A 25,653-nucleotide genomic window follows, 5' to 3' on the forward strand; every position below is an offset into this window, starting at 1 on the left:
CTGAGATCGTCAGCCGATCGCGCGGGCCGGCGCATGACCGTCTGAGATCGTCCGCCGATCGCGCGGGCCGGCGCGTCGACCGTCCGAGATCGTCAGCCGACGTGGACGTGCGGGCGGCGTTCCAGGTCCGGCTCGGCCTGGCGCAGCACCTCGCGGGTCAGCGGCGGCACGTCCCCGCCGCCGAAGACCAGGTAGCGCGACATCGCCACGACCGGGTTGCCCTCGGTCCAGTGGAAGTAGATGTGCGGCACCGAGCCGGTGCGGTCGCGCAGGTGGAGCAGCAGGGCCGCGAGCGAGTTCGGGACGGCGGAGCTCTCGATGGTGAGGATCTTGTGGCCGTACCGCTCCTCGCCCCTGACGTGCAGCTCCGTCTCGAACTCCGAGGCGTCCGGCACCGACACCTCCACGAACAGCACCCGCTCGGAGCCGCGCAGCCGGTGGTTGAGCCAGGTCTCACGAAGCTTGTCGTGGTACTCGTCCTGGTCGCGCCGGTCCGGCTCGTTCGCGATCACGTGGAGGTCGCCGCAGGCGTCGTTGACGAACGCCTCGGCCAGCGGATCCAGGCGCACGTCCGTGACGCGCAGCTCGGTGGAGCGGGTGGCGCGGGAGATCAGCGACGTGACGATGATGGCCGCGATGAAGAACGAGGCGATCTTCACACCGTCCGGCCGCTCGATCACGTTGTCGATCAGCGTGTACGCCAGCACCGCCGTGATCATGGCGAACCCGGCCATCGCCCGGTGCTGGCCCTGCCTGCGGGCCGACAGGGTCACCGCCACCGCCGCCGACAACATGAGCACCAGCACACCCGTGGCGTACGCGCCGCCCTGCGCCTCCACGTCCGCGTCGAAGATGATCGTGATGGCGAACGCGATCAGCGAGAACACCAGCACCAGCGGCCGGACCGCCCCCGTCCACTCCGGAGCCATGCCGTAGCGGGGCAGATAACGCGGCACCAGATTGATCAGCCCCGCCATCGCCGACGCCCCCGCGAACCACAGGATCGCGATCGTGGACACGTCGTACACGGTGCCGAACCAGTCACCCAGGTAACCGTGGGCCAGATAGGCCAGCGCCCGCCCGCTCGCCCTGCCCCCTTCCTCGAACTCCGCGTGCGGGATGAGCACCGTGGTGACGAAGCTGGAGCAGATCAGGAACACGCTCATGATGAGGGCGGCGACGGTGAGCATGCGCTGGGCGCCCTTGATCCGCTGCCGGACGTCGCCCTTGACCACCGGCATCACCGCGACCCCGGTCTCGAAGCCCGACATGCCCAGCGCCAGCTTCGGCATCACCAGCAACGACAGGCCGATCATGGCCAGCGGGCTGCTGAAGTCCAGGCTGAGCGCCCGCTGCCAGTCCACCACGACCTGTGGCGCGGTGATGACGTGCGCGAGAGCCGTGGCGACCACGACCGCGTTCAGGCCCAGATAGACGAAGACGAGCAGCACCGCGATGCCGATCGCCTCGCCGAAGCCCATCAGGAACACCCCGCCGAGCCCGGCCAGCAGGACCAGCGTGACGATCACCCGCTGCCCGGCCAGGAAGTCGGGCACGAACGGGTTCTCCAGGATGTGCGCGGTCGCGTCGGCCGCCGACAACGTCATCGTGATCACGAAGTCGGTCGCCGCGAAGCCGAGCAGCGCCAGCACGAAGAACTTGCCCCACCACTGCGGCGCCAGCCGCTCCAGCATCGCGATCGAGCCCTGCCCGTGCGGGCTCTCGGCGGCCACCCGGCGGTAGACCGGCAGCGCGCCCAGCAGCGTCAGCGCCACCAGGAAGAGCGTGGCCAGCGGCGAGAGCAGCCCGGCGGCCAGCGCGGCGATGCCCGGCTGGTAGCCCAGCGTGGAGAAGTAGTCCACGCCGGTCAGGCACATCACCCGCCACCACGGATGCTTCGCCTCGGGGCCGTGCTCGATCTGCTTGCGGTCGGTCTGCAGCCCCTCCAGCAACCAGGAACGCACCGTCCCCTCCGTAGCGGCCGGCCGTTTCGCCAGCACCATCCCGGCCACCCCTCCGTCAAGACCGCGTAAACACGCATCGCACCCTACTGAGGCTTTGGGGGCGTTTGGCCTGGTGGGGGCGTCAAGAAAACGTATGGACGCGTATCACCGGGGCGTCATAGCCCGACGTCCCGGCGGAGCAGGTCGTCGGTCTCCTCACGCCGCACGACCACCCGGGCCGCTCCGCCGGCGACCGCGATGACCGGCGGGCGGCCGGTGGAGTTGTAGGTGGAGGCCATGGAGTGGTGGTAGGCGCCGGTGGCCGGCACCGCGACGACGTCGCCCGGCCGGACGTCGGCGGGCAGCGGCACGCTCTCGGCGATGACGTCGCCCGCCTCGCAGTGGTGCCCGACCAGGGTGACCTGCCGGTCGGGCTGGGCGGAGCGGCGGCCGATCAGCCGGGCGGTGTAGCGGGCGCCGTACAGGGACGGGCGGGGGTTGTCGCTCATCCCGCCGTCCACCGCGACGAACGTGCGCGCCAGGGTGCGCTTGACCGCGATCACCCGGTACAGGGTGAGCCCGGCGGGGCCGCTGATCGAGCGGCCCGGCTCAATGGTCAGCCGGGGCACCGGCAGGCCGAGCGCCGCGCAGCGCTCCGCCATCGCCTTGACGACCGTCCTGGCGTAGTCGCCGGGGCTCAGGCCGTGCTCGGCCTCCAGGTAGGCGATGCCCTGGCCACCGCCCAGGTCGAGCTGGGGCAGGACGATCCCGTAGGTGTCCCTGATGTGCGCGAGCTGCTCCACCATGAGGCGTGCCGCCCGCTCGTACGGCTCCGCCGCGAAGATCTGCGAGCCCAGGTGGCAGTGCAGGCCCACCAGCCGCAACTCCGGCCGGCGCAACACCCTGACCACCGCCGCCGCGGCGTCCCCCGAGACGATGGACAGGCCGAACTTCTGCCCCTCGCCCCCGGTGCGGATCGCCGCGTGCGCGCCCGCCTCGATGTCCGGGACGACCCGCAGCAGCACGTCCTGCCGCCGCCCCGGCGGGACCAGCACCGCCAGCCGGGTGATCTCGGCGAGGTTGTCCACGACGATCCTGCCGACCCCGTAGTCCACGGCTTCGTGCAGCTCACGAGGCGTCTTGGCGTTGCCGTGGAAGACGATCCGCCCGGCCGGGAAGCCGACGGACCTGGCGATGGCCAGCTCGCCGCCGGAGCAGACGTCGAGCCCGAGCCCCTCCTGGCGGATCCAGGTGGCCATCGCCCGGCACAGGAACGCCTTGGCCGCGTAGAGGACGTCGGCGTCCGGCAGCGCGGCGCGGAAGGCGCGGCAGCGCGCCCGCACGTCGGCCTCGTCCACCACGTAGGCGGGGGTGCCGTAGCGCTCGGCGATGTCCATGAGCGGCACTCCCCCGGTGCGGGCCACCGGGTCGAAGCCGGTGGTGGCCGACCAGGGCTCCGCGCCGGACGTCTCAGGACCGGCCTGGTCCTGCTGGAGGACGCACATCAGGCCACCTGCTGCGCGGGCCGGGTCATCGCGGCGGCCGGGTCGACGACGATGCCGGCGACGTCCAGCTCGGCGAGCATGCCACGCAGCGCGGGGGCCGTGAGCACCAGCCACCGCTGGCCGGGTCCGAGCACCTTGGCGAGCTTGAGCGGCGAGGAGAAGGCGACCGCCGTCCGCTTGCCCGCGGGGGTGCGGAACAGGCGCAAGGCCGTGGCGCACGCGCCGACCCTGACGGGGACGAACAATCGGGGCTCTGACATCTGCTTCCCTCCAGCAAAAATCCGTACACCAGGGACGCTAGAGCCGTCGCCCGGCACATTCCTCGATCCCTACGCGATCTCGACGCGGGGGCCGGAAATTCTGACGCGGCCTTGACGGCGGGCCGCCTCTTGCGCCCGCGCACTACCTGAACTACCGTCTGGACACATGTCCGGTGAAGCGATGATGGAGTCGACCCGCCGCCGGCTGTCCGACCGGCAGGCCGACACGGTGCGCCGCCTCACCGACGCGGCGGTCGCGGAGGTCCGGGCGACCGGCTTCGACAGGTGCACCGTGCGCAACGTGGCCCGCCGCGCGGGGGTGGCGCCGGCCACCGCGTACACGTACTTCACCTCCAAGAACCACCTGATCACCGAGGTGTTCTGGCGGCGGCTGAGCGCGCTGCCGCCGATCCAGCACGCGTCGGAGCGGCCGCGCGAGCGGGTGATCGCGGTGTTGCGGGAGATCGCGCTGCTGGTCTCCGACGAGCCCGAGCTCGCCGCCGCCTGCACGACCGCGCTGCTCGGCACCGATCCCGACGTCCAGGAGTTGCGGCTGCGCATCGGCAGGACCATCCGCAGCCGCCTGCTGACCGCGCTGAACCCCGGCACCGCCGGGCGCCCGACGCCGTCGGAGGCCCGCGTGCTCAACGCCCTGGAGTTCGCGTACGCGGGCGCCCTAGTGCACGCGGGCATGGGCTACAGCTCTTACGCCGAAATGGCCGACCGGCTCGCCGAGGTGGCCGAGCTGCTTCTGTGAGGTGATCGCCGTGCCTGTCTCCGCCAGCCCGTACGACGTCTCCTACAATCCCTACGACTACGCGATCCACGACGACCCGTACCCCGCCTACCGGCGGCTCCGCGACCAGGCGCCGCTCTACCGCAACGACGAGCTCGACTTCTGGGCGATCTCCCGGCACGACGACGTGTCGGCCGCCTTCCGGGACCACGCGCGCTACTCCAGCGTCAACGGGGTCTCCCTCGATCCGAGCGCGTGGGGCCCGGCCGCGCACCGGACCATGTCGTTCCTGGCCATGGACCCGCCCACGCACACCCGGATGCGCACCCTGGTCTCCAAGGGCTTCACGCCGCGCCGGGTGCGCGACCTGGAGGCCGACATCCTGCGGCTGACCCGCCGGCATCTCGGCCCGGCCGTGGCCGCGGGCGGGTTCGACGCGGTCGCCGACTTCGCGGGCAAGCTCCCCATGGACGTCGTCTCCGAGATGATGGGCGTCCCGGAGGCCGACCGCGACGAGGTGCGGCGGCTCGCCGACCTCGTGGTGCACCGCGAGGAGGGCCTCAACGACGTGCCGCCGGCCGGCATGGAGGCCGCGCTGGTGCTGGCCGGCTACTACCAGGACCTGGTCGCCGAACGCCGCCGCCGGCCGGGCGCGGACCTCACCTCGGCGTTGTTGTCCGCCCAGGAGGGCCAGGACCGGATGACCGACGAGGAGGTCATCGCGTTCCTGTTCCTCATGGTGGTGGCGGGCAACGAGACCACCACCAAGCTGCTCGCCAACGCCCTGTACTGGGGCTGGCGCAACCCCGGGCAGCTCGCCAAGCCGCTGGCCGACCCCGGCCGGGTGCCCGCCTGGGTCGAGGAGACCCTGCGCTACGACACCTCCAGCCAGATGATCGCCCGTACGGTCGCCGAGGACGCCGAGCTGCACGGCCGGGTCGTTCCGGCGGGCGAGCGGCTGCTGCTGCTCATCGGGTCGGCCAACCGCGACGAGCGGGTGTTCCCCGACCCGGACGTCTACGACCTGGACCGGGACGCCACGGCGCTGATCAGCTTCGGCGGCGGCCGGCACTTCTGCCTCGGCGCCAACCTGGCCCGCCTGGAGGCGAGGCTGGCCCTGACCGAGTTCGTCCGGCGGGTCCGGGCCTACGACGTCGACGCGGATCGGGCCGTCCGCGTGCACTCCGTCAACGTCAGGGGCTTCGCCACCTTACCGATGACCGTCACCCCCCGATAGGAGGGCCTCCTCCATGTCCCGATTCGCCCCCCATCCAGAACGCCGCCCCGCGCTGATCGCCGGGGCCTCGTCCGGAATCGGCGCGGCCACCGCCGCCCTGCTCGGGGCCGCGGGCCATCCGGTGGCGCTCGGCGCCCGGCGGGTGGACCGGTGCGAGCAGATCGCCGCGGCCATCCGCGGACGCGGCGGGGAGGCGGTCGCCCTCCCGCTGGACGTCTCCGACTCCGACTCGGTCAAGACCTTCGTGGCGGCGGCCACCGACGCGCACGGCGATCCGGAGATCGTCGTCTCGGGCGCCGGGGACCTCACCGCCACGCTGATCCACGAGCTCGACTCCGAGTCCTTCGCCGCGCAGCTCCAGGTGCACCTGGTCGGCGCGCACCGGCTGGTGGCGCACGTGGTGCCCGGCATGGTCGCCAGGGCGCGCGGCGACATCGTCTTCGTCTCCTCCGACGTGGTGCCGAGCCCCCGGCCCCGGATGGGCGCCTATGTCGCGGCGAAGAACGGCGTCGAGGGCATGGTCCGCGCCATGCGGATGGAGCTGGAGGGCACCGGCGTACGGGCGTCCGTGGTCCGGCCGGGCCCGACCATGACGGGGATGGGCATGACCTGGGACGCCGAGACCACCACCATCGTGCTGGAGGAGTGGGTGACGTGGGGTCTGGCCCGGCATCCGCACTTCCTCAAGCCGGAGCAGGTCGCCGAGGCGATCGTGACCGTGGCGACCGCGCCGCGCGGCGTGCACCTCACGCTGGTCGAGATCCAGCCCGAGGCCGCGACGCCGGAAGAGGCCGATAAGTCATGAAAAATCCCACGATCGTGTCCGGTGGCCCCGACCACCTCGCCGAGCTGCGCACCGACCCCATCGGCCTGATGCTCCGGGTGCGCCAGGAATGCGGCGACGTCGGGGAGTTCCGGCTGGCCGGACGGCCGGTGGTGCTGCTGTCCGGGGCCGAGGCCAACGAGTTCTTCTTCCGCGCTCCCGACGAGGAGCTCGACCAGGCCGAGGCGTACCCCTTCATGACGCCGATCTTCGGCACGGGCGTGGTCTTCGACGCCACCCCGGAACAACGCCGCGAGGCCCTGCACAACCAGGCGCTCAAGGGCTCCTTCCTCAAGGGCCACGCCGCCACGATCGCCGCCGAGGTGGACGCGATGGTCGCCACGTGGGGCGAGGCGGGCGAGATCGACCTGCTCGACTGGTTCGCCGAGCTCACCATCTACACCTCCTCCTCCTGCCTGATCGGCAAGCGGTTCCGCGACCAGCTCGACCACCGCTTCGCCGAGCTCTACCACGACCTGGAGCGGGGCACCGACGCGATCGCCTACGTCGACCCGTACGCCGACATCGAGAGCTTCCACCGCCGCGACGCCGCCCGGGTCCAGCTCGTGGCGCTGGTCCAGGGCATCATGGACGCCCGGGCCGCCGCGCCGCGCCCGCCGCGCGAGGAGCGGGACCTGCTCGACGTGCTCGTGTCGATCCGGGCGGACGACGGCACGCCGAAGTTCTCCGCCGACCAGATCACCGGCATGTTCATCTCGATGATGTTCGCCGGGCACCACACCAGCTCGGGCACCGCCGCCTGGACCCTGATCGAGCTGCTGCGCCATCCCGGCGTCCTGGACGGGGTGGTCCACGAGCTGGACGATTTGTACGCCGACGGCTCGGAGATCAGTTTCCAGGCGCTGCGGGAGATCCCGCTGCTGGAATCGGCGATCAAGGAGGCGCTGCGGCTGCACCCGCCGCTGATCCTGCTGCTGCGGGTGGCCAAGTCCGACCACGAGGTGCTCGGCCATCGCATCCCGGCCGAGACCCTGGTCGGGTGCAGCCTGGCGATCTCGAACCGGATCGCCGAGGACTTCCCCGCGCCCGACGTCTTCGACCCCTCCCGCTACGCCAAGCCGCGCGAGGAGGACCTGCTCAACCGGTGGACCTGGGTGCCGTTCGGCGCCGGCCGGCACCGCTGCGTGGGCGCCGGCTTCGCGATGATCCAGCTCAAGGCGATCTTCTCGGTGCTGCTGCGGGACTGGGAGTTCGAGCTCGCCCAGCCCCCGGAGTCCTACCGCAACGACCACTCCAAGATGGTCGTCCAGCTCGCCAGGCCGTGCCTGGTCCGCTACCGCCGGCGCAGGTCGTGAAGGTGGCAGCCGACCTGGACCTCTGCCAGGGCCACGCCATGTGCGAGCTGGAGGCGCCGGAGGTCTTCGAGGTCCCGCGCAAGGGCAAGGTCCGCATCCTCGTCGAGGAGCCGGCGGAGTCGATGCGCGCCCAGGTCGAGGCGGCCGTCCGCTACTGCCCGACCCAGGCGCTCAAGCTAGGAGGTTGATCATGTTTCCACGTGACGAGCTGGACGAGATGGTGAGTCGCTGGCTGGAGTCGAACCGGCGCTGCGAGGAGCGGGGAGACTGGCGCCCGCTGGCGGAGCTCTACACCGAGGACGCCACCTACGGCTGGAACATCGGCCCCGGCCAGGACTTCATGGCGGTCGGCCGGGACGAGATCCGCGACCTCGCCCTCGGCTCGGAGATGGGCGGCCTGGACGGCTGGTCCTACCCGTACCAGAGCATTCTGGTCGATGAACGCCAGGGTCACGTGGTCGGCTTCTGGAAGCAGATCGCCGACGCCCGGCGCCCCGACGGCAGCCCGTACGAGGTCGCCGGGATCGGCGGAAGCTGGTTCCGCTACGGCGGCGGCTTCCAGTGGTCCTGGCAGCGCGACTGGTTCGACCTCGGCAACGTCACCTCGGTGTTCGTCGAGATGATGAAGGCCGGGGTGTTGTCGGACGGGATGCGCGGACGCCTGGACCGCGCGGCGGCCGGCGCGCCGGTCCCCGGCTACTACACCAGGCCGCAGACCCCCGTCCCGCTATGGTGAGGGCACGTGCGGCGTGCCGTCCCGCATCGGCGGGAACCGGAACCGCGCCGCGGTGGTGTCGCGCGTCATCGCGGTGATCGGGGCCTCGCCGACCGGCTCGGTCTCGTCGTCGATGACGACCTCCCAGCGGCAGTGCGGCACCCTGCCCGCCGGGAGGCGCGGCGGCCGGTGCACCGGCCGGATGCGCGCCCTGGGGTTCACCGCCTGGGCGGTCCAGTCGAACGTGCCGTCCTCGATGTGATGGCACATGCCGCGCACCGCCCGCTCGCCGAACGGCTCCACGTCGAGCAGGGCCCCGCAGGTACGGAGCTGGAAGAAGCCGTGCGACTCGTCGACCAGCTCATACTCGACGTCCATGTAGTGCTGCGCGAAGCCGGGGTCGAGCTGCAGGCACTTGAAGATCGCCGACACCCCGTCGCCCTCGATCCGCATGATCTCGCGGATCCGCTGGGTGTAGACCGGGCTGGCGCCCCGCCACTCCTGGATGGCGATCTCCTCCACCACCTGCTGGCCGTACTTCATGCCGACCGCGATGAGCGAGGCGCGGTCGAGCAGGTGCGCGATGAGCGCGTACTCCCTGACCAGGCGCACCAGCGCGGCCTTCGACAGGTCCTCGAAACGGAAGCCGGGGTCGAACGTGCCGGAATAGTCGTCCCGGGTCTCGCCGCGCTGTCCGGTCACCGGTCACTCCTCCATCGCCGCCGTGATCGAGCCCCTTGCGCGTTCACACGTGAACTGTAGTCTGGACAGGTGTCCATAACAACCGGTCGCTTGCTCGACGACTGGGCGGAGCACGGCTCTCCCCTCCTCATCGACGGCGAGCTGGTCACCTGCGACGAGCGCTTCGAGACGATCGACCCCGCCACCGAGGAGCTCGTCGGCCTGGCCGCCGACGCCACTCCCGGCCACCTCGACCAGGCCATCGCCGCCGCCCGCCGCGCGTTCGACGAGTCCGGCTGGGCCACCGACCTCGCGCTGCGCGTCCGCTGCCTGCGCCAGCTCCAGGACGCCCTGGTCCGGCACGGCGACGAGCTGCGCGACCTGACCGTCAGGGAGGCCGGAGCGCCGCGGTTCCTGACCTACGGCGCGCAGTTCGACGCGCCCGTGGCCGACCTCGGCTGGATGGCCCGGCTCGCCGAGACGTACGCCTGGGAGCACGACCTGGGCAGAGCCGCGCCGATGGGGATGGCCAGCGACCGCCGCGTGCTGCGTGAGCCGGCGGGCGTGGTCGGCGCGATCACGCCGTGGAACTTCCCGCACCAGCTCAACCTGGCCAAGCTCGGCCCGGCGCTGGCCGCCGGCAACACGGTGGTGCTCAAGCCCGCCCCGGACACGCCCTGGTGCGCGGCGGCGCTCGGCCTGCTGCTCGTGGCGGAGACCGACATCCCGCCGGGCGTGGTCAACATCATCACCGGCCGCGACCACGCCTTGGGCGCGCGCCTGGGCGCCGATCCACGCGTCGACCTGGTCTCCTTCACCGGCTCGACGGCGACAGGACGCGCGGTGATGCGCGGCGCGGCCGAGACGCTCAAGAAGGTGTTCCTGGAGCTGGGCGGCAAGTCGGCTTTCATCGTGCTGGACGACGCCGACCTCAAGCAGGCGTGCTCGTACGCCGCGTTCACCGGCATCACCCACGCCGGGCAGGGCTGCGCGATCACCACCCGGCTGCTGGCCCCCCGCGCCCGCCACGACGAGGCCGTGGAGATCACCGCCCGCACGATGGCCAGGATCGGCGCCGCGGACCCGTCCGACGACCGCACCGTCTGCGGGCCGGTCATCTCCGCCCGTCAGCGCGACCGGATCGAGGGCTATCTGAAGCTCGCGGCCGGGGAGGGCGGCTCGTTCGCCACCGGGGGCGGCCGGCCCGACCGGGACAAGGGCTTCTGGATCGAGCCCACGCTGATCACCGGCCTCACCAACCGGTCCAGAGCCGCCCGCGAGGAGATCTTCGGCCCGGTGCTGGTGATCCTGCCGCACGACGGCGACGACGACGCCGTACGGCTCGCCAACGACTCGCCGTACGGGCTGTCGGGCGCCGTGCACGGCGGGGACCCGGAGCGGGCGCGCGGGGTCGCGCGGCGGTTGCGCACCGGCACGGTCAGCGTCAACGGCGGCATCTGGTACGCGGCCGACGTGCCGTTCGGCGGCTACAAGCAGTCGGGCGTCGGCCGCGAGATGGGCGTCGCCGGCTTCGAGGAGTACCTGGAGACCAAGGCGATCGCGGAAGGGGCGGGATGAGACGGTTCGCCGGCAAGGTGGCCATCGTCACGGGCGCGGCCCAGGGCATCGGGGAGGCGTACGCGCGGGCGCTGGCCGCCGAAGGCGCGAGCGTGGTCATCGCGGACGTCGCCGAGCAGGGCGCGGTGGTCGCCGACGACATCAAGGGCCTGTTCGTCCGCACCGACGTGTCCGATCCCGCGTCCACCGAGGCGATGGCCGCCGCGGCCACGGCGGCGTACGGAGGGATCGACTTCCTGGTCAACAACGCCGCCATCTTCGGCACCATGAGACTCGACTTCCTCTTCACCGTGGACTGGGACTACTACCGGAGGTTCATGGCCGTGAACATGGACGGCGCGCTGCTGTGCGCCCGCGCCTGTCACGCCCGCATGGCCGAGCGCGGCGGCGGCGCGATCGTCAACCAGTCCTCCACCGCCGCCTGGCAGTACTCCGGCTTCTACGGCCTGGCCAAGGCCGGCGTGAACGGCCTCACCCAGCAGCTCGCGCACGAACTGGGCTCACTCGGCATCCGGGTCAACGCCATCGCGCCAGGCCCGATCGACACCGCGGCCCACCGGGCCGTCGTCCCCGGCGGGATGTCGGCCAAGATCGTGCGCGACAAGCTCGCCCTCAAGCGGATGGGCACCCCGGACGACCTCGTCGGGATGTGCCTGTTCCTGCTGTCGGACGAGGCGTCCTGGATCACGGGACAGATCTTCAACGTCGACGGCGGCGAGGTGTTCCGGGCATGAAGTACGGCTTCGTCGGGCTCGGTCAGATGGGCGCTCCCATGGCCGGGCACCTCGCGGGACCCGACCTGATCGTCTACGACGTCCGTCCCGAGGCGATGGCGCCCCTCGTCGAGAAGGGCGCACGGGCGGCCGGGAGCGTCGCCGGCGTGGCCCGCGCCGCGCTCATCTCCCTCATGGTCCGCGACGACGCCCAGGTGGACGAGGTCGCCGCCGCACTGCTCCCCGCGGCCGCCCCCGGCACCATCATCGCCATCCACTCCACGATCCGCGCCGCGACCGCGATCAGGCTGGCCGGCGCGGCCCGGCCGTACGGGGTCGAGGTCGTCGACGCCCCCGTCAGCGGCGGCTTCATGGGCGCGGCGGCCGGCTCCCTCGCGGTCATGGTGGGCGCGACCGAGGCCGCGTTCGCGCAGGTCCTGGAGCCCTTCGGCCTCTGGGCCGACCTGGTGCTGCACATGGGCCCGGTCGGCGCGGGCACCCACGCCAAGCTCGCCCGCAACCTGCTGCACTTCGCCTCCTTCGCCGCCGCCGCCGAGGCGCAGCGCCTGGCCGAGGCGGCCGGGGTCCCGCTCGGCCGGCTCGGCCGGATCGTCCGCCACTCCGACGCCGTCACCGGCGGCCCCGGCGCCATCATGATCCGCCGCTCCACCGCTCCCCTGTCCCCCGAGGACCCGCTGCACGAGATCATGTGCCACGTCCGGGCACTCGGCCACAAGGACCTGTCCCTGGCCCTCGAACTCGCCGGCGAACTCGGCGTCGACACCCCGCTGGCCCGACTCTCCTACCAGCGCCTGGCCGCCGGCCTCGGCCTCACCCCGGAGGAACCGTCATGACCGACGAGCAACGGCGGCGGGGCCTGGAGATGATGCGCCAGGTCTACGGCTGGGAGATCGGCGACGCTCCCGGCGACTTCTTCGGCGTCACCGTGGACCATCTGTTCGGCGACATCTGGGCCCGTCCCGGCCTGTCCATCCGGGACCGCCGCCTCCTCCTGATCGGCAGCCTGTCCGCCCAGGGCCTCAACGACGTTCTCGACATCCAGATCCCGGCGGCGCTCGCCAACGCCGAGCTCACCGCCGACGAGCTCCGTGAGATCGCCATCTTCCTCACGCACTACATCGGCTGGCCCTTGGGCGCCAAACTCAGCGTCCAGATCGACACCCTCATCGCCCGGCACGAGAAGGCCGCCAGAACCGGCTCCGAGCACGCGGATGACCCGGCCTCCGGCGTATCCCCTGAAGAACGCATGTGACGGAGGCGTGCGAGGCGATGGGCAGCTCGAACCCCACCGCGCGCCCGAACCACCGCCTCCTGACGCCCCACGTCGTGGCCACGGCCGCCACGATGCGCAGCCCTCGGCCGCTGGTCCCGCCGGGGTCGTCGCGGAGGCATGGTCCCGACCACCACCCCTGGTCCAGCACCTCGACCCGGACCCGCCGGGCATCGACCCACATGCGGACCCGGAACGATCCGCGTTTCCATCGGCCGGAGATCGTGTGCTTCATGGCATTGACCGAAAGCTCGGTGGCCAGCAGGCGCAGATTGTCCAGGAGATCTTCGTCTTCGGCGGACTCAGGACATTCATTAACAAGCCACCGAGTCGCGTAAATCCGTACATCACTCATTATGTCCGGACGGCCGGGAAACTTCATCTCGCCGACCAGCCACATGTCGAGTGCTGCCATTATCACCACCTTTGTCCTATGCATGCGCATCTGACATATGCCACTAAAGATTCCGTCGCCCACTGCCATTCGGAATTGTGGCTTACCACTTCCTGCAAATCACTTCACAACAGTGCTTGCCACGAGCTACCTTGTGGGCGAAAACAGTCCCAGAGCGGTCCCAGACTTCTGCTGGCACGAACCCGGCAGGGCTGGAATTGACTGGGCACAGGGAGCAGTGATGCCGCCACTCAAAGAGCTCGACCCGACCGCCAGTCCACGAGCGCGTTTCGGCGCAGACCTACGCAAATACCGACTCGCTGCAAAGCTGACCCAGTCACAACTCGCCGACCGCATCGGCTACAGCAAAAGCCGCATCGGCAATGTGGAGCGCGGCGAGGAGAACCCCACCCGCGAATTGATCGAGCTCTGCGAAAAGGCCCTCGGCCTGGAGGGCGCGCTACTCACCCACTGGCCGGCCATCAGCGGCAACGGCATGCCCGACTGGTTCCGGCAATGGCCGCCGATCGAACGGAAGGCCGACCAACTCATTACCACGGCACCGTTGATCGTCCCCGGGTTGGTGCAGACGGAGGAATATGCACGCGCGATCTTCGAAGGCGAGCCTCACTCCACGCCGCAGCAGGTAGAGGAAGCGGTCCAGGCGCGCATGGAGAGGCAGGCCATATTCCACAGGCCGACACCTCCACAGTTCCTCGTGGTGGTGGACGAGGGCATCCTGTACCGTCCGGTTGGAGAAGGGTCCGTGACCCTACGACAACTGGAACACCTGATCGCCCTGGCCGAGAACGAGTGGTTCACCATTCAGCTACTCCCGTACGAAGCCCTATGCACGGCAGTCCTGGTGGGTTCGGCTCTCTTGGCACAGGAGAATGGAGTGCCGATCGCAGCGTACGTCGAATCAGCCGTCCTCGGTCGCGTTGTGGACAAGCCCGACGAGATCAAGCGCATCGTGGATCGATTCGAACGCATACGCAGCGCGGCGCTTCCCGATTACCTGTCAGTACAGCGGATCAAGGAAAGAGTTGCGACGTGGAGCTGAACGACAGAATCATGAGAGAGATCGCGGACCCGGTCGGATGGATCACCGCGTCCAGCGGCCAAGGTGGTGACTGCCTGGAGGCCAAGCACCTGTCCGACGGCCGCGTCGCCCTGCGCGACACCGAACAGCCAGACGTCCAGCCATGGGTTCTCCGCCGCGCCGTCTGGGACAAGTTCATCACCGGCGCGAAGACCGGCCTGTTCGACTGAGAACAACGGCCCCGGCGATCCACGCGCCCGGCCATGAGCGTGTCCCGTTGAGGAGGACGCCACATGGCCGGGCACCTGTCAGGCGAGCATGCGTGCCGGACGGATCACCCGCCCGTGATCACGAAGCTCGACCCTGGTTCCTTCACGATGTCGCCGGTCGCCGAGCCCGTGATGGTCACGTTGGTCAGTGTCGCGCTGCCGCGGGCCCCGCTCATGGCCAGGATGCCGGCGCCGTGGTTGGACCTGTCGATCCGCACGTTGGTGAGCACGACGCCCGGCATGGCGCCGCCGCCCGTCTTGAACTGGATGCCGTCGTAGGTCGAGTCCTGGATGTCGGTGTCCCGGATCGTGACGCCGGGGATGTCCCGGGTCGCCGCGAAGAGCGTGATGGCTCCGAACTGCTGATCCTCGTTCCAGAAGACGCCGCCGCCACGGTAGATCGCGTTGTTGGCTATCAGGGTCTGTCCCGAGAAGGGCAGGGGGTCGTGGTCGGTGGCCAGCATGATGCCCGGGTAGTTCATGGTGTCGTAGATGAGGTTGTTCTCGATTCTGTTGCCGTAGCCGCCGTAGATCGCGATGCCGTTCGCCCGCCAGGGCAACTGGATGGTGTTGTTGACGAAGCGGTTGTCGTGCCCGATGTCCACTGCCGGGTCTTTCACGTACCGGTTCGCCCAGACCGCCAGGGAGTCGTCGCCGGTGGTGCGGAAGGAGGAGTTGAACACCCTGGAGTTGCGCGTGCCGTTGCTGAAGTTGATGCCGTCGGCGTAGGTGTCGCGGATGCGCATGCCGCTGAACTCCAGGCCGTCCGCCGGCCCCCACAGGTCGGGGATGTTGTCGTAGTCGCGGCCGACCCAGACGCCCACGTTGGCGTGCTCGATCCACACATTGGTGATCTTGGTGTTCTGGCCGAACCGCCCGTTCAGCCCCACCCCGCCTTCGGCGTTGCCGTCACCACCGCGGATCCGGCCCGAGCCGAAGATGGCAAGGTCGGAGATCTGGGTGTTGTCGTCGATGTCGAAGCCGAAGTTGCCCTCGTGCGGGTGATTGATCCCGCCGGCCGCCAGCTGCGGCTCGGTCAGGGTGTAGAGCTGGGAGTGCCACATGCCCGCGCCGCGGATCGTGACGTCGCTGATGCCCACCTGGTTGTACTGACCCCGGTTCAGCGGGTCGTCGGTGAGGATCTTCTTCTCCTGCCGCCACTGCCCCGCCGGGATCCACACGCAGCCGATGACGCCGTTCTGGTCATCCGTCACCGCCCGCTGGATGGCGGCCGTGTCGTCGTTCCCGTCGTTGGGCACCGCGCCGTAGGTCGTGATCGAGGTGCAGCCGGCCGGCTGGCTCGCCGGTGGGGCCACCTGCTCCAGGTCGATCAGGTCGATGATGTAGAACGAGGCGGTGTCGGCCGCGTCGCGCTGCAACCGGAACCTGGTGCCCGCCGGGTACGACTGCGTGAGCAGCGCGTGCGACTCGTCGAACAGGCGCCGGGCGTCGGCCTGCGGGGTGTTCGTCAGCGCTTCGGGGCCGTCGGTGTTCCCGTACAGCCAGCTATGACGTGACGAGAGGGTGAGTTTCTGGGCGAAGTTGTCGTTGACGTACAGGCTGATGGTGGCCTCGATGCCGCCGCCGTTCGGCGCGTCGGGGATGGAGTTGCGCACCACGATCGAGTTGGCGGGGTTCGCGGAGGTGAACTCGACGAACTGGCCCGTGCTGTTCAGGCGCACCGACTTGCGGCCGGAGGACTCGGTGCCGAAGTTGTTGTGCCCGAAGGTGCGCAGCGGGTCGGCCTCCAGCAGCGTGCCCTGGTAGCGGGCGGCTTCGGCCTCGTACTCGACCCACGGAACCGCCGCCCCGCGCCCGACCACGATCGCCTGCGCGAAGGTGTTGTTGGTCTCGTTGGTCTCGGTGACGACGTTGGTCGCGTCGGCGGTGGCGGTGAGGGTGGCGCCGCCGCTGGTGGCGGTCCAGCTGCCGCTGACGGCCACGTTGACCGTCGCGCCCGCCGCGATCGACGGGGTGCTGGTGTTGAGCGTGGTGCCGCCTGCCACCAGACGGGTGACCGTGGTGGCGCCTGACGCGGTGGTGCCGCGGTTCTTCACCGCCACGGCGAACGTCACCGCCGCTCCGACGGCCGGATTGGGCGGGTTGGCGGTGATGCTCAGGACCTGCAGGTCGGGGCCGGGGGCCTCCGCGACCACCAGGGGCGACGTCGCGGTGAGGGTGTTGTTGTCCTCGTTCTGCTCGACGACCGTGTTGTCCGCGTCCACCCTGGCGCTGACGGGGTAGCTGCCCGCCGGGCGGGTGCCGATGGTGTGGGTGACCGTGGCGGTGCCGCCCGCGGGCAGGCCGGGGATGGCGACGGTGCCGGCGAGCGTGCCGCCGAGGTCGAGGTTGACGCTGTCCGCGCCGGAGGCGGCGGTGCCCGCGTTCCTGACGGTGGCGGAAAGCGTGATCGAGCTGGTCTCGATCGGCGCGGCCGGGGTCCACGACAGGCTCGTGACCGTGAGATCGGGGTTCGGCGCCGGGACGCCGAACACCTGGAACTCGGCGACCTGCCCGCCCGGCGCGCCGCTGTTGGCGGCGAACTTGAGCTGCACGTCGGCGAGGGTCGCGGCGAAGTCGATCCGCACGGCGTTGCCGCCGACGGCCGGGTTGAAGGTGTAGGTGGCCGCCGGCACCACGCTCTGGTACGCCGTGCCGCTCTGCGCACGGCCCAGGACCTGGATGTTCTGGGTACGGGTGCCCCACGAGGGGTCGGGGTTGAGTTTCACCACGACCGAGCTGACCACGGCGTTCGCGCCGAGTTTGACGGTCAGCGTGTTCGGGAACGCGCCGGAGTCAGCCTCCCAGTAGGTGGCCAGGTTGTTGTCGTTCGCGTTGCCGGCGACGTAGGTGTGCACGTGCCCGGACTCGGCCATCTCCTTGCCGATCGCCAGGTTCGAGCCGGGGTCGCCGGTGCCGGTGCGGGTCACGGAGTTGCTGCTGGCGGACTGGTTGCCCGCCGCGTCCTTGGCCCGTACGAAGTAGGTCACGGTCGCCGACGCCGGCTGGTTGTCGGTGTAGGTCAGCACGTTGCCGACGCTGCCCCGCAGTTGGCCACCGGCGTAGACGTCGTAGCCGGTGACGCCGACGTTGTCCGTCGAGGCGGTCCAGGCCAGCCTGATCTGGCCGGCGGCCGGCTGGGTGAAGGCGAGGTTGCCGGGGGCCGACGGCTTCTCGGTGTCGCCGCCGGCGGCGGTGGCGTAGATCTCGAACTCGGAGAGCTGCGCGGCGGGCCAGCCGGTGTTGGCGGTGATCTCGACGCGCCAGTACCGGTGGGTCGCGGCGCCGAAGTTGATCGTGACCGTGTTGCCGGTCGCCGGGTTGAAGGTGTAGTTCGCCGAGGCCACGACGGTGCTGTAGCCGGCACCGTCGGCGCCGCCCTGGACGGAGAGCGTCTGGGTGCGGGTCTGCCAGACGGCCGGCGCGGGCACCTTCAGGACGATCTGGTCGACGCTCGTGGCGGCGCCGAGGTCGATCCGCGCCCACTGCGGGAAGGTGTTGTTGGCGCTCTCCCAGTAGGTGGCCTGGTCGCCGTCGTTGACGGCCGACACCCCGTAGGGGGCCGTGGAACTGCTGGCCTGGGTCGCCTTTCCCGGCGACAGGTTGGGTCCGCCCGCGGCGGAGGCCGGGACGACCGGCCCCACGACGAGCAGGCCGCTGGCGACCATGGCGGTCACCAGCCATAACAGTCGGGGCAGCTTTCTCATTCGCGTTCTTCTATCTCTCGTCCGGCACGACGGGGGGGTGGGGCGGCGCCCACGGGGGGCAGGTGCACGGAGGCAGGGCAGATCGGAAGAATTGCAACGAGCAGCGAGAAAATAACGGAGCTTTGCACGGTTCTTGCGTGGACTTGGCCGAATGTTACATTTGTGCTACGAGCGCGTCAACGCCTGCGGAACAGCTTTCCGACCGGCCCGGCGCCGCCCGGCTCCGGCGCGCGGGATCGCGGCAGATCACGGGGAACAGGGCTAAAGGGTGATCCAGTAACGGCTCATGGGGCCGTGTTCGGTGTCCTGGACGTCCTTGAGGACGCCGCCCCGCCGTTCGATCGTCTTCGCCGAGGCGATGTTGTCCGCCGCGCAGGCGATCATCACCCGGTCCAGGCCGAGCGCCCGCGCCTCGTCGAGGATCCGGCCCAGCGCCCAGGTGGCCAGTCCGCGCCGGCGCGCGGACGGCCGGACGCCGTAGCCGATATGACCGAAGTCGTTGGATTCGTGGCGCAGCGCGATCGCGCCGAGCACCTGATCGTCCTCGACGATCCATCGGTAGGTGCAATGCGTCCGGCCTGGCCCCACCGGCTTCGCCGGATCCTCCTCGTCGGCCAGCCGGGCCACCCAGGCCGCGAACCCGGCCGGCGAATCCACCTCATCCGACGGCCGCAGCCCGAACCCGTCCTCGTGGACGCCGGGACCCCACTCCTCGCGCGCCGCCAGCAGGGCGGCGTGCAGGCGAACGGTGGGCGCGACCAGTTCGGGCATACGGCGAGGATAACGGGGTCAGATGCCGGGACCTCATTGCCGGGACCTCATTGCCGGGACCTCATTGCCGGGACAGGGCACGGGTGATGCCGGTGGCGATGGTGGTGACCAGCACCCACCCGGCGAGCACCAGGGCATAGGCGATCCACTGACCGCCGCCGACCGGCTGGAACGCCTTCTCCTGGCCGAAGTCGATCAGCGGGAACAGCAGGTCCAGGGCGTACACGACGGCGTTGAACACGGGTCCTTTGCCGGCCTCCGCCCGCGGCGGCGGGTCGAGCGCGAACACCGTGGCGCCGACCACGAGCAGGGCGGCGAACCAGGCCGCGGCGCGCATCGGCCGATAACCGTAGCCCACCGTGACGTCCTGAACCACGCCCCAGACGCGCAGGCGCCTGGGCAGCGTGGCCCGCCGCCGCCGGTGCTTGAACAGCAGCACGGTGCGGGCGTCCTCGTCGTGCCCGAGCCGGCGGTAGGTCACGGCCAGTTGCTCGTACGGTTGCGGCACGTATGCCTCCGGATCCCCCCGCAACCACTCCAGGCGCTGGCGGGCGGGCAGGATGGGGTCCAGGGCGCTGTAGGTCAGGCCGTCCTGCCGATGCGGGGACCAGGTGCCGGGATCGTCACGCAGGACGCCGATGCGTGCGTGACGCAGGTCGAGCAGGCCCTGCGGCCGCTGCCGGGGACGCAGGTACAGCTCGTTGGCCTCCAGTTGCCAGGCCGCCAGGGCGCGGCCGCCGGGGTTGGAGAGCGTGGCGTCGTTCAGGTAGACGTGCCGGCGAACCTGGGTGCCGATCAACGCGACCTCGCCCTCGGCGGTGAAGCCGCGCCCGCAGAGCAGCCCGCTGCCGATCGTGGCCGCCGACAGGTCGAGGGCCTTGCCCGCCGGATCGCTCAGGGTGGCGCCACTGAAGTCGGCGACTGTGCCGATGGTGGCGTCGGCCAGCCGGACGGCTCCACGGGTACGGAACCCGTCCACGCAGGACAGGGCGCCGTCGATGGCGGCGCCCTCGCCGTTCAGCGCGACCTCCCCTGGCGCGGCCAGGTCGGCGCCGGGCAGGCGGAGGGAGCCGGTGATGCGGGCCAGTGACAGGTCGATCCGGCCCCTGGCGACGAGTCCGCGCGCCTCGATGGTGCCTTCGACGTGCAACTCCCCGGCCTGCAGCGCGTCTCCGCCGTCGTTGTCGAGCCGGGCGTCGTTCAAGCTGAGCTCTCGTTCCACGCGGGAGTCGGCGAGGCGGACCGTGCCCTTGGCGGAGAAGCCGCCGCCCAGGTAGAGGCCGCCGGCGGCGGTGATCCGCGAGCCACGGAACGCCATGGCGGCCGGATGGTCGATCGTGGTGCCGGTGAAGGAGAACGGGCCCGTGGTGCGGGCATTGCGGCAACTGACCATGCCGGTCACCACCATGTCCCGGCAGAACGTGTTGCCCTCGGTGACCAGCCCGTCCAGCGTCAGCGCCCGCCCGTCGGCGGAGGTGAGGCGAGCACGGTCCATGATCAGCGTGCCGGCGACCTTGATGTTGGAGAGCCGGACGTGACCGGCCGCCCGCAGGCCGATCGCGGCCAGGCCACGGTCGGTCAGCAGGCGGTCGCAGTCGATCGCGAGCCCCGGCATGGCCGCGTGGGCATGGTCGAGCGTCAGGCTGCCGGCGATGTGCGCGCCGCGTAACTCGACCAGGCCGTTGAACACACACCCCTCAAGCCGCAGATGTCCGGCGACCTGAACGTTGGCGGCCAGCAGACCGGGGAGACAGGATCGGGTGAAACTCAACTGCTGGGTACGCGCCCAATAGAAGGTGGGCGTCCGCTCGAAGAAGCAGGACAGGAAGCGCGCCGAGTGGTGGATGGTGGAATGCGCGAGGTCGAGCTGCCCGACGATTCTGGCGCCCTTGATGCGCATGGCCGCCGTCCGGTGCGTTTGCGGCGACTCCTCACGCAGCAGCAGCTCGGCTATCACCCTGGCCCGGACGGTGCGCTCCGCGCCCCATTCGGCGCCACCCGCGGGAAGGTCCCCGTCGGCGTCACCGGTGGTGAAGTCGGCCTCCTCGCCTTCCTGAAAGGCCTCCCGCACCCGGCGCTCCGCCGCGGACAGATCCTCCACCCGCACACCATCCCCTTCCGTGCTCGTGCGCCGCACTGTGCCGGCTCGCCGAATCTATGCCTGCCGTCCGCCGGGGCGCAGCCTGGTCTCTCCGTCCGGCTCGCTCATGGCGAGGCGGGCAGCGCGGGAGCGTTTCACCGCGAGGGTGGGGACTCGTTTCCGGACGTCACGCCGTCTCACCGGCCGGGTCGGGCTCACGGGGGGTGGCCGAACGCGCGGTGGCGGAGCGGACGTCAGGGGCGGAGGCGGGGTCGTGTCCGTCGGCCAGCAGGGTCATGATGCGCTGGGCGTCGGTGAGGAGGCTTCCGCTGATGGCCCAGCCGTCGGGGTGGTCGACCTGGCCGGCCTGGATCTTGGCGCTCATCCGCTCGTGGATGCGGATGGCCTGGGCGTGGGCGCGGGCCAGCATCTTCCGGGCCGGGGCGGGGTCGTCGCGGTGGCGGGTCCGGGTGGTCAGGATGTCGGCGAGCTGGTCGAGCAGGTCGGCGTAGTCGCGGGCGAAGTCGTGGCTGACGTCGGCCGTGCTGGACTGCGGGGTGTGGTCGTGGTCGAGGTGGGCCAGAGCCTGGATGATGGCGCCGATGTGGGCGCTGACCGCGGTCATCGTCCGCAGGTACGGGGCATGGTCGGGGGCGCGCGGTCCGGTGAGGCGGCGCAGGTTGTAGCGGCGGCTCTCCGCGCCGGCCGCCACGGCGCTCTGCGCGGCGACCAGGCGCCCCCGCATCTGAGTGTCCTGGTGTTGCCACTCCGCCAGGCCGGACAGGTCCCAGCCTCGGCGCAGACCCTCGGCCACGTTCCCGAGCAGGGCGGCGGCCCGATCGGCCAGGTGCCGGAAGGCGGCCTCGGGGCGGCGGTGATAGAGCGGCGGCCACAGCAGGGTGTTGACCGCGGCTCCGCAGACGGCGCCCATGGCGGTGGCGACGATGTAGGCCAGCAGGTAACGCTCCTGGGAGCCGGCGCCGAAGGAGAGCAGCAGCACCGCGGTGGTGGCCACGTCGGTGCCGTGCTTGCCCATCCGGTGCCAGCGCGCGGCCAGCAGGGCCGGGGGGATGACGAGGACGAGGCTGAACGCGTTGAGGCCGAGCAACGATCCGATGCCGGCGGCCAGGATGACGCCGGCGGCCACGGCGGCGACCCGGCGCAACCCGTTGGTCAGCGTCTGGTACACGGTGGCGTGCACCATGATCACCGCGGTCGCCGGGGCGATCCAGATGCTCTCGTGCGGCAGCAGCCGGCTGGCCAGCAGCCAGGCCAGCACGGCGGCCAGCGTCGCCTTGGCGATCTGGCGGGCCTGCAACCGCTGGTCGGAGTCCTTGACGGCCAGCCCGGCCAGGTTGCGACGGATGTAGGCGAGCTCACGCCGCACGGCACGGCTGAGGCTGACGCGCCAGGAATGGCTCATGTTGCGACATTTCATGATTTATCTGCCAGGCGCAACCGAGGCGTCCAGCCGAGAGTCGTCAGACGGAAGGGGTTGATGATCCAGCGGGGATATCGCCTTTGATTCCCGCATGGAGGAGACTGGGACGTAAGGGCGTGCGGTGAAGCAGCCGACACCGCCTGGTTGCTCGTCCCAGATCCAGACGTCGACCACGACGTTGTCTCGCGACGAGGTAAGGACATCGGTGAGCGGATCGGCGATACGGCCCAAGAGCGTCTCCAGCCTGCCGGCGCAGGTGTTCGATCCGGCCCGTCTGGCCGCGGTCCGCGCCAGCGGCCTGGTCGGCAGCGCGCCGGAGCCCGCCTTCGACGATCTGGCCGAGCTGGCCGCCTCCATCACCGGCGTGCCGCGTGCCTTCATCACCGTGCTCGACGACGAGCGCTCCTCCTGGAAGAGCGCGATCGGGATGGGCGAGCTGCCGGTGGGTGAGCGGCACAACGCCGCCGATGAGAGCCCCTGCCACCTGGTCGTGGCCACCGGCGAGCCGCTGATCGTGAACGACGCCCGCAACGACGTGCGGCTGGCCGGGATCGCCGTCGCGGAACAACTGGGCATCGGCGCCTGGGCCGGCTACCCGATCCACGGCGATGACGGGCAGGTGCTGGGCACGTTGTGCGTGATCGACGCGGCCCCCCGCTCGTGGACCGGCGCGCAGATGAAGGCTCTGGCCATCCTCGCCCGTTCCGTCACCAGCGAGATCGAGCTGCGCGCGACGGTGCGCCGGATGGCGAGCCGGATCCAGGCGCTGGAGGACGCCACCGAGCAGTCGGCGGAGCTGGCCCGCACCCTGCAGGAAAGCCTGCTGCCGTCGACGCTGCCCATCCCGCCCGGCCTGCAGACCGCCGCCCGCTACCTGCCCGCGGGTCAGGGCACCAGGGTGCTGGGCGACTTCTACGACCTGTTCGCCGCCGGGCCCACCCACTGGTGCGCGGTGCTGGGCGACGTCTCGGGCCACGGCGTGGAAGCGGCCATGCTCACCGCGCTGGCCCGCTACACCGTACGCGCCGACGCTCCCCGCCACATCTCCCCCGCCCGGGTGCTGAACCAGCTCAACCACGCGCTGCTGGCCCAGCAGGCCAGTCCCCAGCGCTACCTGACCGCGATCTGCGCGATCTTCCGCGACGAGCGGGACGACGGTGAGGGCGATCCTGGGCCGGGCATCACCGGGGTGCTGACCACCGCCGGCCACCCGTCCGCGCTGCTCCGCCATGCCGACGGGCGCGTGGAGGAGATCCGCTCCGAAGGGGCGATCCTGGGCGTCTTCTCCGACGCCGGCCTGACCAGCGCCCGTTTCACCCTGCGGCCGGGCCAGACGCTGCTGTTCTACACCGACGGCGTCACCGAGGCGCATCCGCCGGCGCGGATGCGCCTGTTCGGCGAAGAGCGGCTGTGCGACCTGCTCGCCGCCTGCGACGGCCTGGACGCCGACGCCATCGTCGAACGCATCAGCAGCACCGTCATGGCCTTCTGCGAACACGACCCCGCCGACGACATCGCGCTGCTCGCCCTGCGTGTCCCACCCGCGTCCTGACGGGCCCCCACCGCCTCGCGCCGCCGCGTGGAAGCTCCCTCCGTACGGCAACGCCTGAGGGACGGCAACGGTTGAGACACGTCTTCAGCGCTGAGTGCTGTCGCTTGCTCTGGCTGAGGCCATGACCGCACGTGATCTAGTACTCTCCAGAGACAATCTGGGGCGGTAATGTCCTTCAATGTCCGAATCTCGATCCCATGATCATTGAGCTCGCCGGGATCGTCTCACCTTGGTGCGCCATCTCCGCTGTGCAGCGATGGCCGTCCATCTGACAGGAGCCATGAAGGTGGACAAGAACGACACGAAGTCTCGCGGTTCACGGGCCACCACCAGCGGCGACGAGGTGGGCGAGCCCGAACTGCGCCAACTGCTGGCCGGCCTGACGGCGGTCAGGGACGGCGACTTCCGTACCCGCCTGCCCGACGACGCCGACGGGCTGCTCGGGGAGATCGCCTCGGTGTTCAACGGCATGGTGGACCAGCTCTCGCTGTTCACCTCCGAGGTCACCCGGGTGGCCCGCGAGGTCGGCACCGAGGGCAGGCTGGGCGGCCAGGCGGACGTGCCGGCGGTGTCGGGCACGTGGAAGGACCTCACCGAGTCGGTCAACGCCATGGCGGGCAACCTGACCGACCAGGTCCGCAGCATCGCCCAGGTGACCACCGCGGTGGCCAAGGGCGACCTGTCGCAGAAGATCACCGTGGACGCCCGGGGCGAGATCCTGGAGCTGAAGAACACCGTCAACACGATGGTCGACCAGCTCTCCTCCTTCGCCGCCGAGGTCACCAGGGTGGCCCGCGAGGTCGGCACCGAGGGTCAGCTCGGCGGCCAGGCCGACGTCAAGGGCGTGGCCGGCACCTGGCGTGACCTGACCGACTCGGTGAACTTCATGGCCGACAACCTGACCGACCAGGTCCGCAACATCTCGCAGGTGGCGACCGCGGTGGCGCGCGGCGACCTGTCGCAGAAGATCACCGTATCGGCGCGCGGCGAGATCCTGGAGCTGAAGAACACCCTCAACACGATGGTCGACCAGCTCTCCTCCTTCGCCGACGAGGTCACCAGGGTCGCCCGCGAGGTCGGCACCGACGGCCGGCTCGGCGGCCAGGCCGACGTCAAGGGCGTGTCCGGCACGTGGAAGGCGCTGACGGAGTCGGTGAACGTCATGGCCGACAACCTCACCGCCCAGGTACGCAGCATCGCCCAGGTGACCACCGCGGTGGCCAAGGGCGACCTGACGCAGAAGATCCGGGTCGACGCCCGTGGCGAGATCATGGAGCTGAAGGAGACCATCAACACGATGGTCGACCAGCTCTCCGCGTTCGCCGACGAGGTGACCAGGGTCGCCCGCGAGGTCGGCACCGAGGGCAACCTGGGCGGCCAGGCCACGGTCCGGGGCGTGTCGGGCACCTGGAAGGACCTCACCGACAACGTCAACGTCATGGCCTCCAACCTGACCAGCCAGGTCCGCAGCATCGCCCAGGTGGCCACGGCGGTGGCCAGGGGCGACCTGTCGCAGAAGATCACCGTCGAGGCCAAGGGCGAGGTCGCCGCGCTGGCGCAGACCATCAACACGATGGTCGACACGCTCAGCGCGTTCGC

At 70.6% G+C, this 25,653-nt stretch carries 23 protein-coding genes; 14 read left to right on the forward strand and 9 right to left on the reverse strand.

Annotation, left to right across the window (positions count from 1 at the left end; all coding sequences use genetic code 11):
* Nucleotides 1–92: 92 nt before the first annotated feature.
* The 3 genes from ACWD0F_RS42935 to ACWD0F_RS42945 all read right to left on the reverse strand — a co-directional run bounded on the left by ACWD0F_RS42935 (nucleotide 93) and on the right by ACWD0F_RS42945 (nucleotide 3,708).
* The gene (locus tag ACWD0F_RS42935) at nucleotides 93–1,964 is read right to left on the reverse strand and encodes an amino acid transporter (RefSeq protein WP_449887466.1); all 1,872 of its coding nucleotides are present in this window, start codon (nucleotides 1,962–1,964) and stop codon (nucleotides 93–95) included.
* A 155-nt stretch (nucleotides 1,965–2,119) separates the two neighbouring features.
* A complete protein-coding gene (gene lysA, locus ACWD0F_RS42940) occupies nucleotides 2,120–3,448 on the reverse strand; it encodes a diaminopimelate decarboxylase (RefSeq protein ID WP_449887468.1) in 1,329 nt (442 codons plus the stop codon).
* The gene (locus tag ACWD0F_RS42945) at nucleotides 3,448–3,708 is read right to left on the reverse strand and encodes an SAV_915 family protein (protein ID WP_449887470.1); all 261 of its coding nucleotides are present in this window, start codon (nucleotides 3,706–3,708) and stop codon (nucleotides 3,448–3,450) included. The genes lysA and ACWD0F_RS42945 overlap by 1 nt, the downstream gene beginning before the upstream one ends.
* Before the next feature lie 166 nt (nucleotides 3,709–3,874).
* Here ACWD0F_RS42945 and ACWD0F_RS42950 point away from each other — a divergent pair, with 166 nt between their 5' ends.
* Genes ACWD0F_RS42950 through ACWD0F_RS42975 form a run of 6 tightly spaced genes read left to right on the forward strand, consistent with a single transcriptional unit; the run spans nucleotide 3,875 to nucleotide 8,556 of the window.
* Nucleotides 3,875–4,465 carry a TetR/AcrR family transcriptional regulator gene (locus tag ACWD0F_RS42950; RefSeq protein ID WP_449887472.1) on the forward strand — a complete coding sequence of 197 codons (591 nt, stop codon included), beginning with the start codon at nucleotides 3,875–3,877 and terminating at the stop codon, nucleotides 4,463–4,465.
* 10 nt (nucleotides 4,466–4,475) lie between these two features.
* Nucleotides 4,476–5,681, forward strand: a complete 1,206-nt coding sequence (locus ACWD0F_RS42955) for a cytochrome P450 (RefSeq protein WP_449887474.1) — start codon at nucleotides 4,476–4,478, stop codon at nucleotides 5,679–5,681.
* 13 nt (nucleotides 5,682–5,694) lie between these two features.
* A complete protein-coding gene (locus ACWD0F_RS42960; RefSeq protein ID WP_449887476.1) occupies nucleotides 5,695–6,486 on the forward strand; it encodes an SDR family oxidoreductase in 792 nt (263 codons plus the stop codon).
* Nucleotides 6,483–7,820 carry a cytochrome P450 gene (locus tag ACWD0F_RS42965; RefSeq protein ID WP_449887478.1) on the forward strand — a complete coding sequence of 446 codons (1,338 nt, stop codon included), beginning with the start codon at nucleotides 6,483–6,485 and terminating at the stop codon, nucleotides 7,818–7,820. Before ACWD0F_RS42960 ends, ACWD0F_RS42965 begins: the two co-directional genes overlap by 4 nt.
* 2 nt (nucleotides 7,821–7,822) lie before the next feature.
* Nucleotides 7,823–8,008, forward strand: a complete 186-nt coding sequence (locus tag ACWD0F_RS42970) for a ferredoxin (RefSeq protein WP_449887480.1) — start codon at nucleotides 7,823–7,825, stop codon at nucleotides 8,006–8,008.
* Between the two features lie 2 nt (nucleotides 8,009–8,010).
* Nucleotides 8,011–8,556: a hypothetical protein gene (locus tag ACWD0F_RS42975; RefSeq protein ID WP_449887482.1), complete on the forward strand. Its 546-nt coding sequence runs from the start codon at nucleotides 8,011–8,013 to the stop codon at nucleotides 8,554–8,556.
* Here the strand turns inward: ACWD0F_RS42975 and ACWD0F_RS42980 are convergent.
* Nucleotides 8,548–9,237 carry a hypothetical protein gene (locus tag ACWD0F_RS42980; RefSeq protein ID WP_449887484.1) on the reverse strand — a complete coding sequence of 230 codons (690 nt, stop codon included), beginning with the start codon at nucleotides 9,235–9,237 and terminating at the stop codon, nucleotides 8,548–8,550. The two genes, ACWD0F_RS42975 and ACWD0F_RS42980, sit on opposite strands and share 9 nt — an antisense overlap.
* A gap of 69 nt (nucleotides 9,238–9,306) precedes the next feature.
* Between ACWD0F_RS42980 and ACWD0F_RS42985 the strand changes: the two genes are divergently transcribed.
* From ACWD0F_RS42985 to ACWD0F_RS43000, 4 genes are read left to right on the forward strand one after another with little or no spacing between them, the layout of a single operon-like run.
* Nucleotides 9,307–10,794, forward strand: a complete 1,488-nt coding sequence (locus ACWD0F_RS42985) for an aldehyde dehydrogenase (protein ID WP_449887486.1) — start codon at nucleotides 9,307–9,309, stop codon at nucleotides 10,792–10,794.
* The gene (locus tag ACWD0F_RS42990) at nucleotides 10,791–11,528 is read left to right on the forward strand and encodes an SDR family oxidoreductase (protein WP_449887488.1); all 738 of its coding nucleotides are present in this window, start codon (nucleotides 10,791–10,793) and stop codon (nucleotides 11,526–11,528) included. Before ACWD0F_RS42985 ends, ACWD0F_RS42990 begins: the two co-directional genes overlap by 4 nt.
* Entirely contained in the window at nucleotides 11,525–12,361 is an 837-nt protein-coding gene (locus ACWD0F_RS42995) for an NAD(P)-dependent oxidoreductase (protein ID WP_449887490.1), read from the forward strand. The genes ACWD0F_RS42990 and ACWD0F_RS42995 overlap by 4 nt, the downstream gene beginning before the upstream one ends.
* Nucleotides 12,358–12,780, forward strand: a complete 423-nt coding sequence (locus ACWD0F_RS43000; protein WP_449887492.1) for a carboxymuconolactone decarboxylase family protein — start codon at nucleotides 12,358–12,360, stop codon at nucleotides 12,778–12,780. The genes ACWD0F_RS42995 and ACWD0F_RS43000 overlap by 4 nt, the downstream gene beginning before the upstream one ends.
* Here the strand turns inward: ACWD0F_RS43000 and ACWD0F_RS43005 are convergent.
* Complete coding sequence (locus ACWD0F_RS43005; protein ID WP_449887494.1) at nucleotides 12,692–13,282, reverse strand: ATP-binding protein; 591 nt, start codon at nucleotides 13,280–13,282, stop codon at nucleotides 12,692–12,694. The two genes, ACWD0F_RS43000 and ACWD0F_RS43005, sit on opposite strands and share 89 nt — an antisense overlap.
* 151 nt (nucleotides 13,283–13,433) lie before the next feature.
* Between ACWD0F_RS43005 and ACWD0F_RS43010 the strand changes: the two genes are divergently transcribed.
* Entirely contained in the window at nucleotides 13,434–14,255 is an 822-nt protein-coding gene (locus tag ACWD0F_RS43010) for a helix-turn-helix domain-containing protein (RefSeq protein ID WP_449887496.1), read from the forward strand.
* A gap of 11 nt (nucleotides 14,256–14,266) precedes the next feature.
* The gene (locus ACWD0F_RS43015) at nucleotides 14,267–14,464 is read left to right on the forward strand and encodes a DUF397 domain-containing protein (protein ID WP_449887498.1); all 198 of its coding nucleotides are present in this window, start codon (nucleotides 14,267–14,269) and stop codon (nucleotides 14,462–14,464) included.
* A 104-nt stretch (nucleotides 14,465–14,568) separates the two neighbouring features.
* Here the strand turns inward: ACWD0F_RS43015 and ACWD0F_RS43020 are convergent, their stop codons facing one another.
* From ACWD0F_RS43020 to ACWD0F_RS43035, 4 genes are all read right to left on the reverse strand, one after another.
* On the reverse strand, nucleotides 14,569–18,210 hold the full coding sequence (locus tag ACWD0F_RS43020; RefSeq protein WP_449887500.1) for a CARDB domain-containing protein: 3,642 nt from the start codon (nucleotides 18,208–18,210) through the stop codon (nucleotides 14,569–14,571).
* A 261-nt stretch (nucleotides 18,211–18,471) separates the two neighbouring features.
* Nucleotides 18,472–18,981 carry a GNAT family N-acetyltransferase gene (locus ACWD0F_RS43025; protein WP_449887502.1) on the reverse strand — a complete coding sequence of 170 codons (510 nt, stop codon included), beginning with the start codon at nucleotides 18,979–18,981 and terminating at the stop codon, nucleotides 18,472–18,474.
* A 61-nt stretch (nucleotides 18,982–19,042) separates the two neighbouring features.
* Nucleotides 19,043–21,082, reverse strand: coding sequence for a hypothetical protein (locus ACWD0F_RS43030; RefSeq protein WP_449887504.1), 2,040 nt, complete (start codon nucleotides 21,080–21,082; stop codon nucleotides 19,043–19,045).
* Nucleotides 21,083–21,248: 166 nt separating this feature from the next.
* Nucleotides 21,249–22,484 carry an FUSC family protein gene (locus ACWD0F_RS43035; RefSeq protein ID WP_449887506.1) on the reverse strand — a complete coding sequence of 412 codons (1,236 nt, stop codon included), beginning with the start codon at nucleotides 22,482–22,484 and terminating at the stop codon, nucleotides 21,249–21,251.
* A 223-nt stretch (nucleotides 22,485–22,707) separates the two neighbouring features.
* Here ACWD0F_RS43035 and ACWD0F_RS43040 point away from each other — a divergent pair, with 223 nt between their 5' ends.
* Together ACWD0F_RS43040 and ACWD0F_RS43045 are read left to right on the forward strand one after the other, a co-directional pair.
* Nucleotides 22,708–24,054: a PP2C family protein-serine/threonine phosphatase gene (locus tag ACWD0F_RS43040; protein WP_449887508.1), complete on the forward strand. Its 1,347-nt coding sequence runs from the start codon at nucleotides 22,708–22,710 to the stop codon at nucleotides 24,052–24,054.
* A 280-nt stretch (nucleotides 24,055–24,334) separates the two neighbouring features.
* Nucleotides 24,335–25,653, forward strand: a 1,319-nt coding sequence (locus tag ACWD0F_RS43045; RefSeq protein WP_449887510.1) for a HAMP domain-containing protein, incomplete at its 3' end; no start/stop codon positions are given.

The organism is Nonomuraea sp. NPDC002799 (genome assembly GCF_053592075.1).

Excerpts from the sequence above, each read along its gene's own strand:
- lysA (WP_449887468.1), bottom strand. The coding sequence starts at position 3,448 with ATGTGCGTCCTCCAGCAGGACCAGGCCGGTCCTGAGACGTCCGGCGCG.
- ACWD0F_RS42945 (WP_449887470.1), bottom strand. The coding sequence starts at position 3,708 with ATGTCAGAGCCCCGATTGTTCGTCCCCGTCAGGGTCGGCGCGTGCGCC.
- ACWD0F_RS42950 (WP_449887472.1), top strand. The coding sequence starts at position 3,875 with ATGTCCGGTGAAGCGATGATGGAGTCGACCCGCCGCCGGCTGTCCGAC.
- ACWD0F_RS42960 (WP_449887476.1), top strand. The coding sequence starts at position 5,695 with ATGTCCCGATTCGCCCCCCATCCAGAACGCCGCCCCGCGCTGATCGCC.
- ACWD0F_RS42965 (WP_449887478.1), top strand. The coding sequence starts at position 6,483 with ATGAAAAATCCCACGATCGTGTCCGGTGGCCCCGACCACCTCGCCGAG.
- ACWD0F_RS42975 (WP_449887482.1), top strand. The coding sequence starts at position 8,011 with ATGTTTCCACGTGACGAGCTGGACGAGATGGTGAGTCGCTGGCTGGAG.
- ACWD0F_RS42990 (WP_449887488.1), top strand. The coding sequence starts at position 10,791 with ATGAGACGGTTCGCCGGCAAGGTGGCCATCGTCACGGGCGCGGCCCAG.
- ACWD0F_RS42995 (WP_449887490.1), top strand. The coding sequence starts at position 11,525 with ATGAAGTACGGCTTCGTCGGGCTCGGTCAGATGGGCGCTCCCATGGCC.
- ACWD0F_RS43000 (WP_449887492.1), top strand. The coding sequence starts at position 12,358 with ATGACCGACGAGCAACGGCGGCGGGGCCTGGAGATGATGCGCCAGGTC.
- ACWD0F_RS43005 (WP_449887494.1), bottom strand. The coding sequence starts at position 13,282 with ATGGCAGTGGGCGACGGAATCTTTAGTGGCATATGTCAGATGCGCATG.
- ACWD0F_RS43010 (WP_449887496.1), top strand. The coding sequence starts at position 13,434 with ATGCCGCCACTCAAAGAGCTCGACCCGACCGCCAGTCCACGAGCGCGT.
- ACWD0F_RS43015 (WP_449887498.1), top strand. The coding sequence starts at position 14,267 with ATGAGAGAGATCGCGGACCCGGTCGGATGGATCACCGCGTCCAGCGGC.
- ACWD0F_RS43020 (WP_449887500.1), bottom strand. The coding sequence starts at position 18,210 with ATGAGAAAGCTGCCCCGACTGTTATGGCTGGTGACCGCCATGGTCGCC.
- ACWD0F_RS43025 (WP_449887502.1), bottom strand. The coding sequence starts at position 18,981 with ATGCCCGAACTGGTCGCGCCCACCGTTCGCCTGCACGCCGCCCTGCTG.
- ACWD0F_RS43035 (WP_449887506.1), bottom strand. The coding sequence starts at position 22,484 with ATGAGCCATTCCTGGCGCGTCAGCCTCAGCCGTGCCGTGCGGCGTGAG.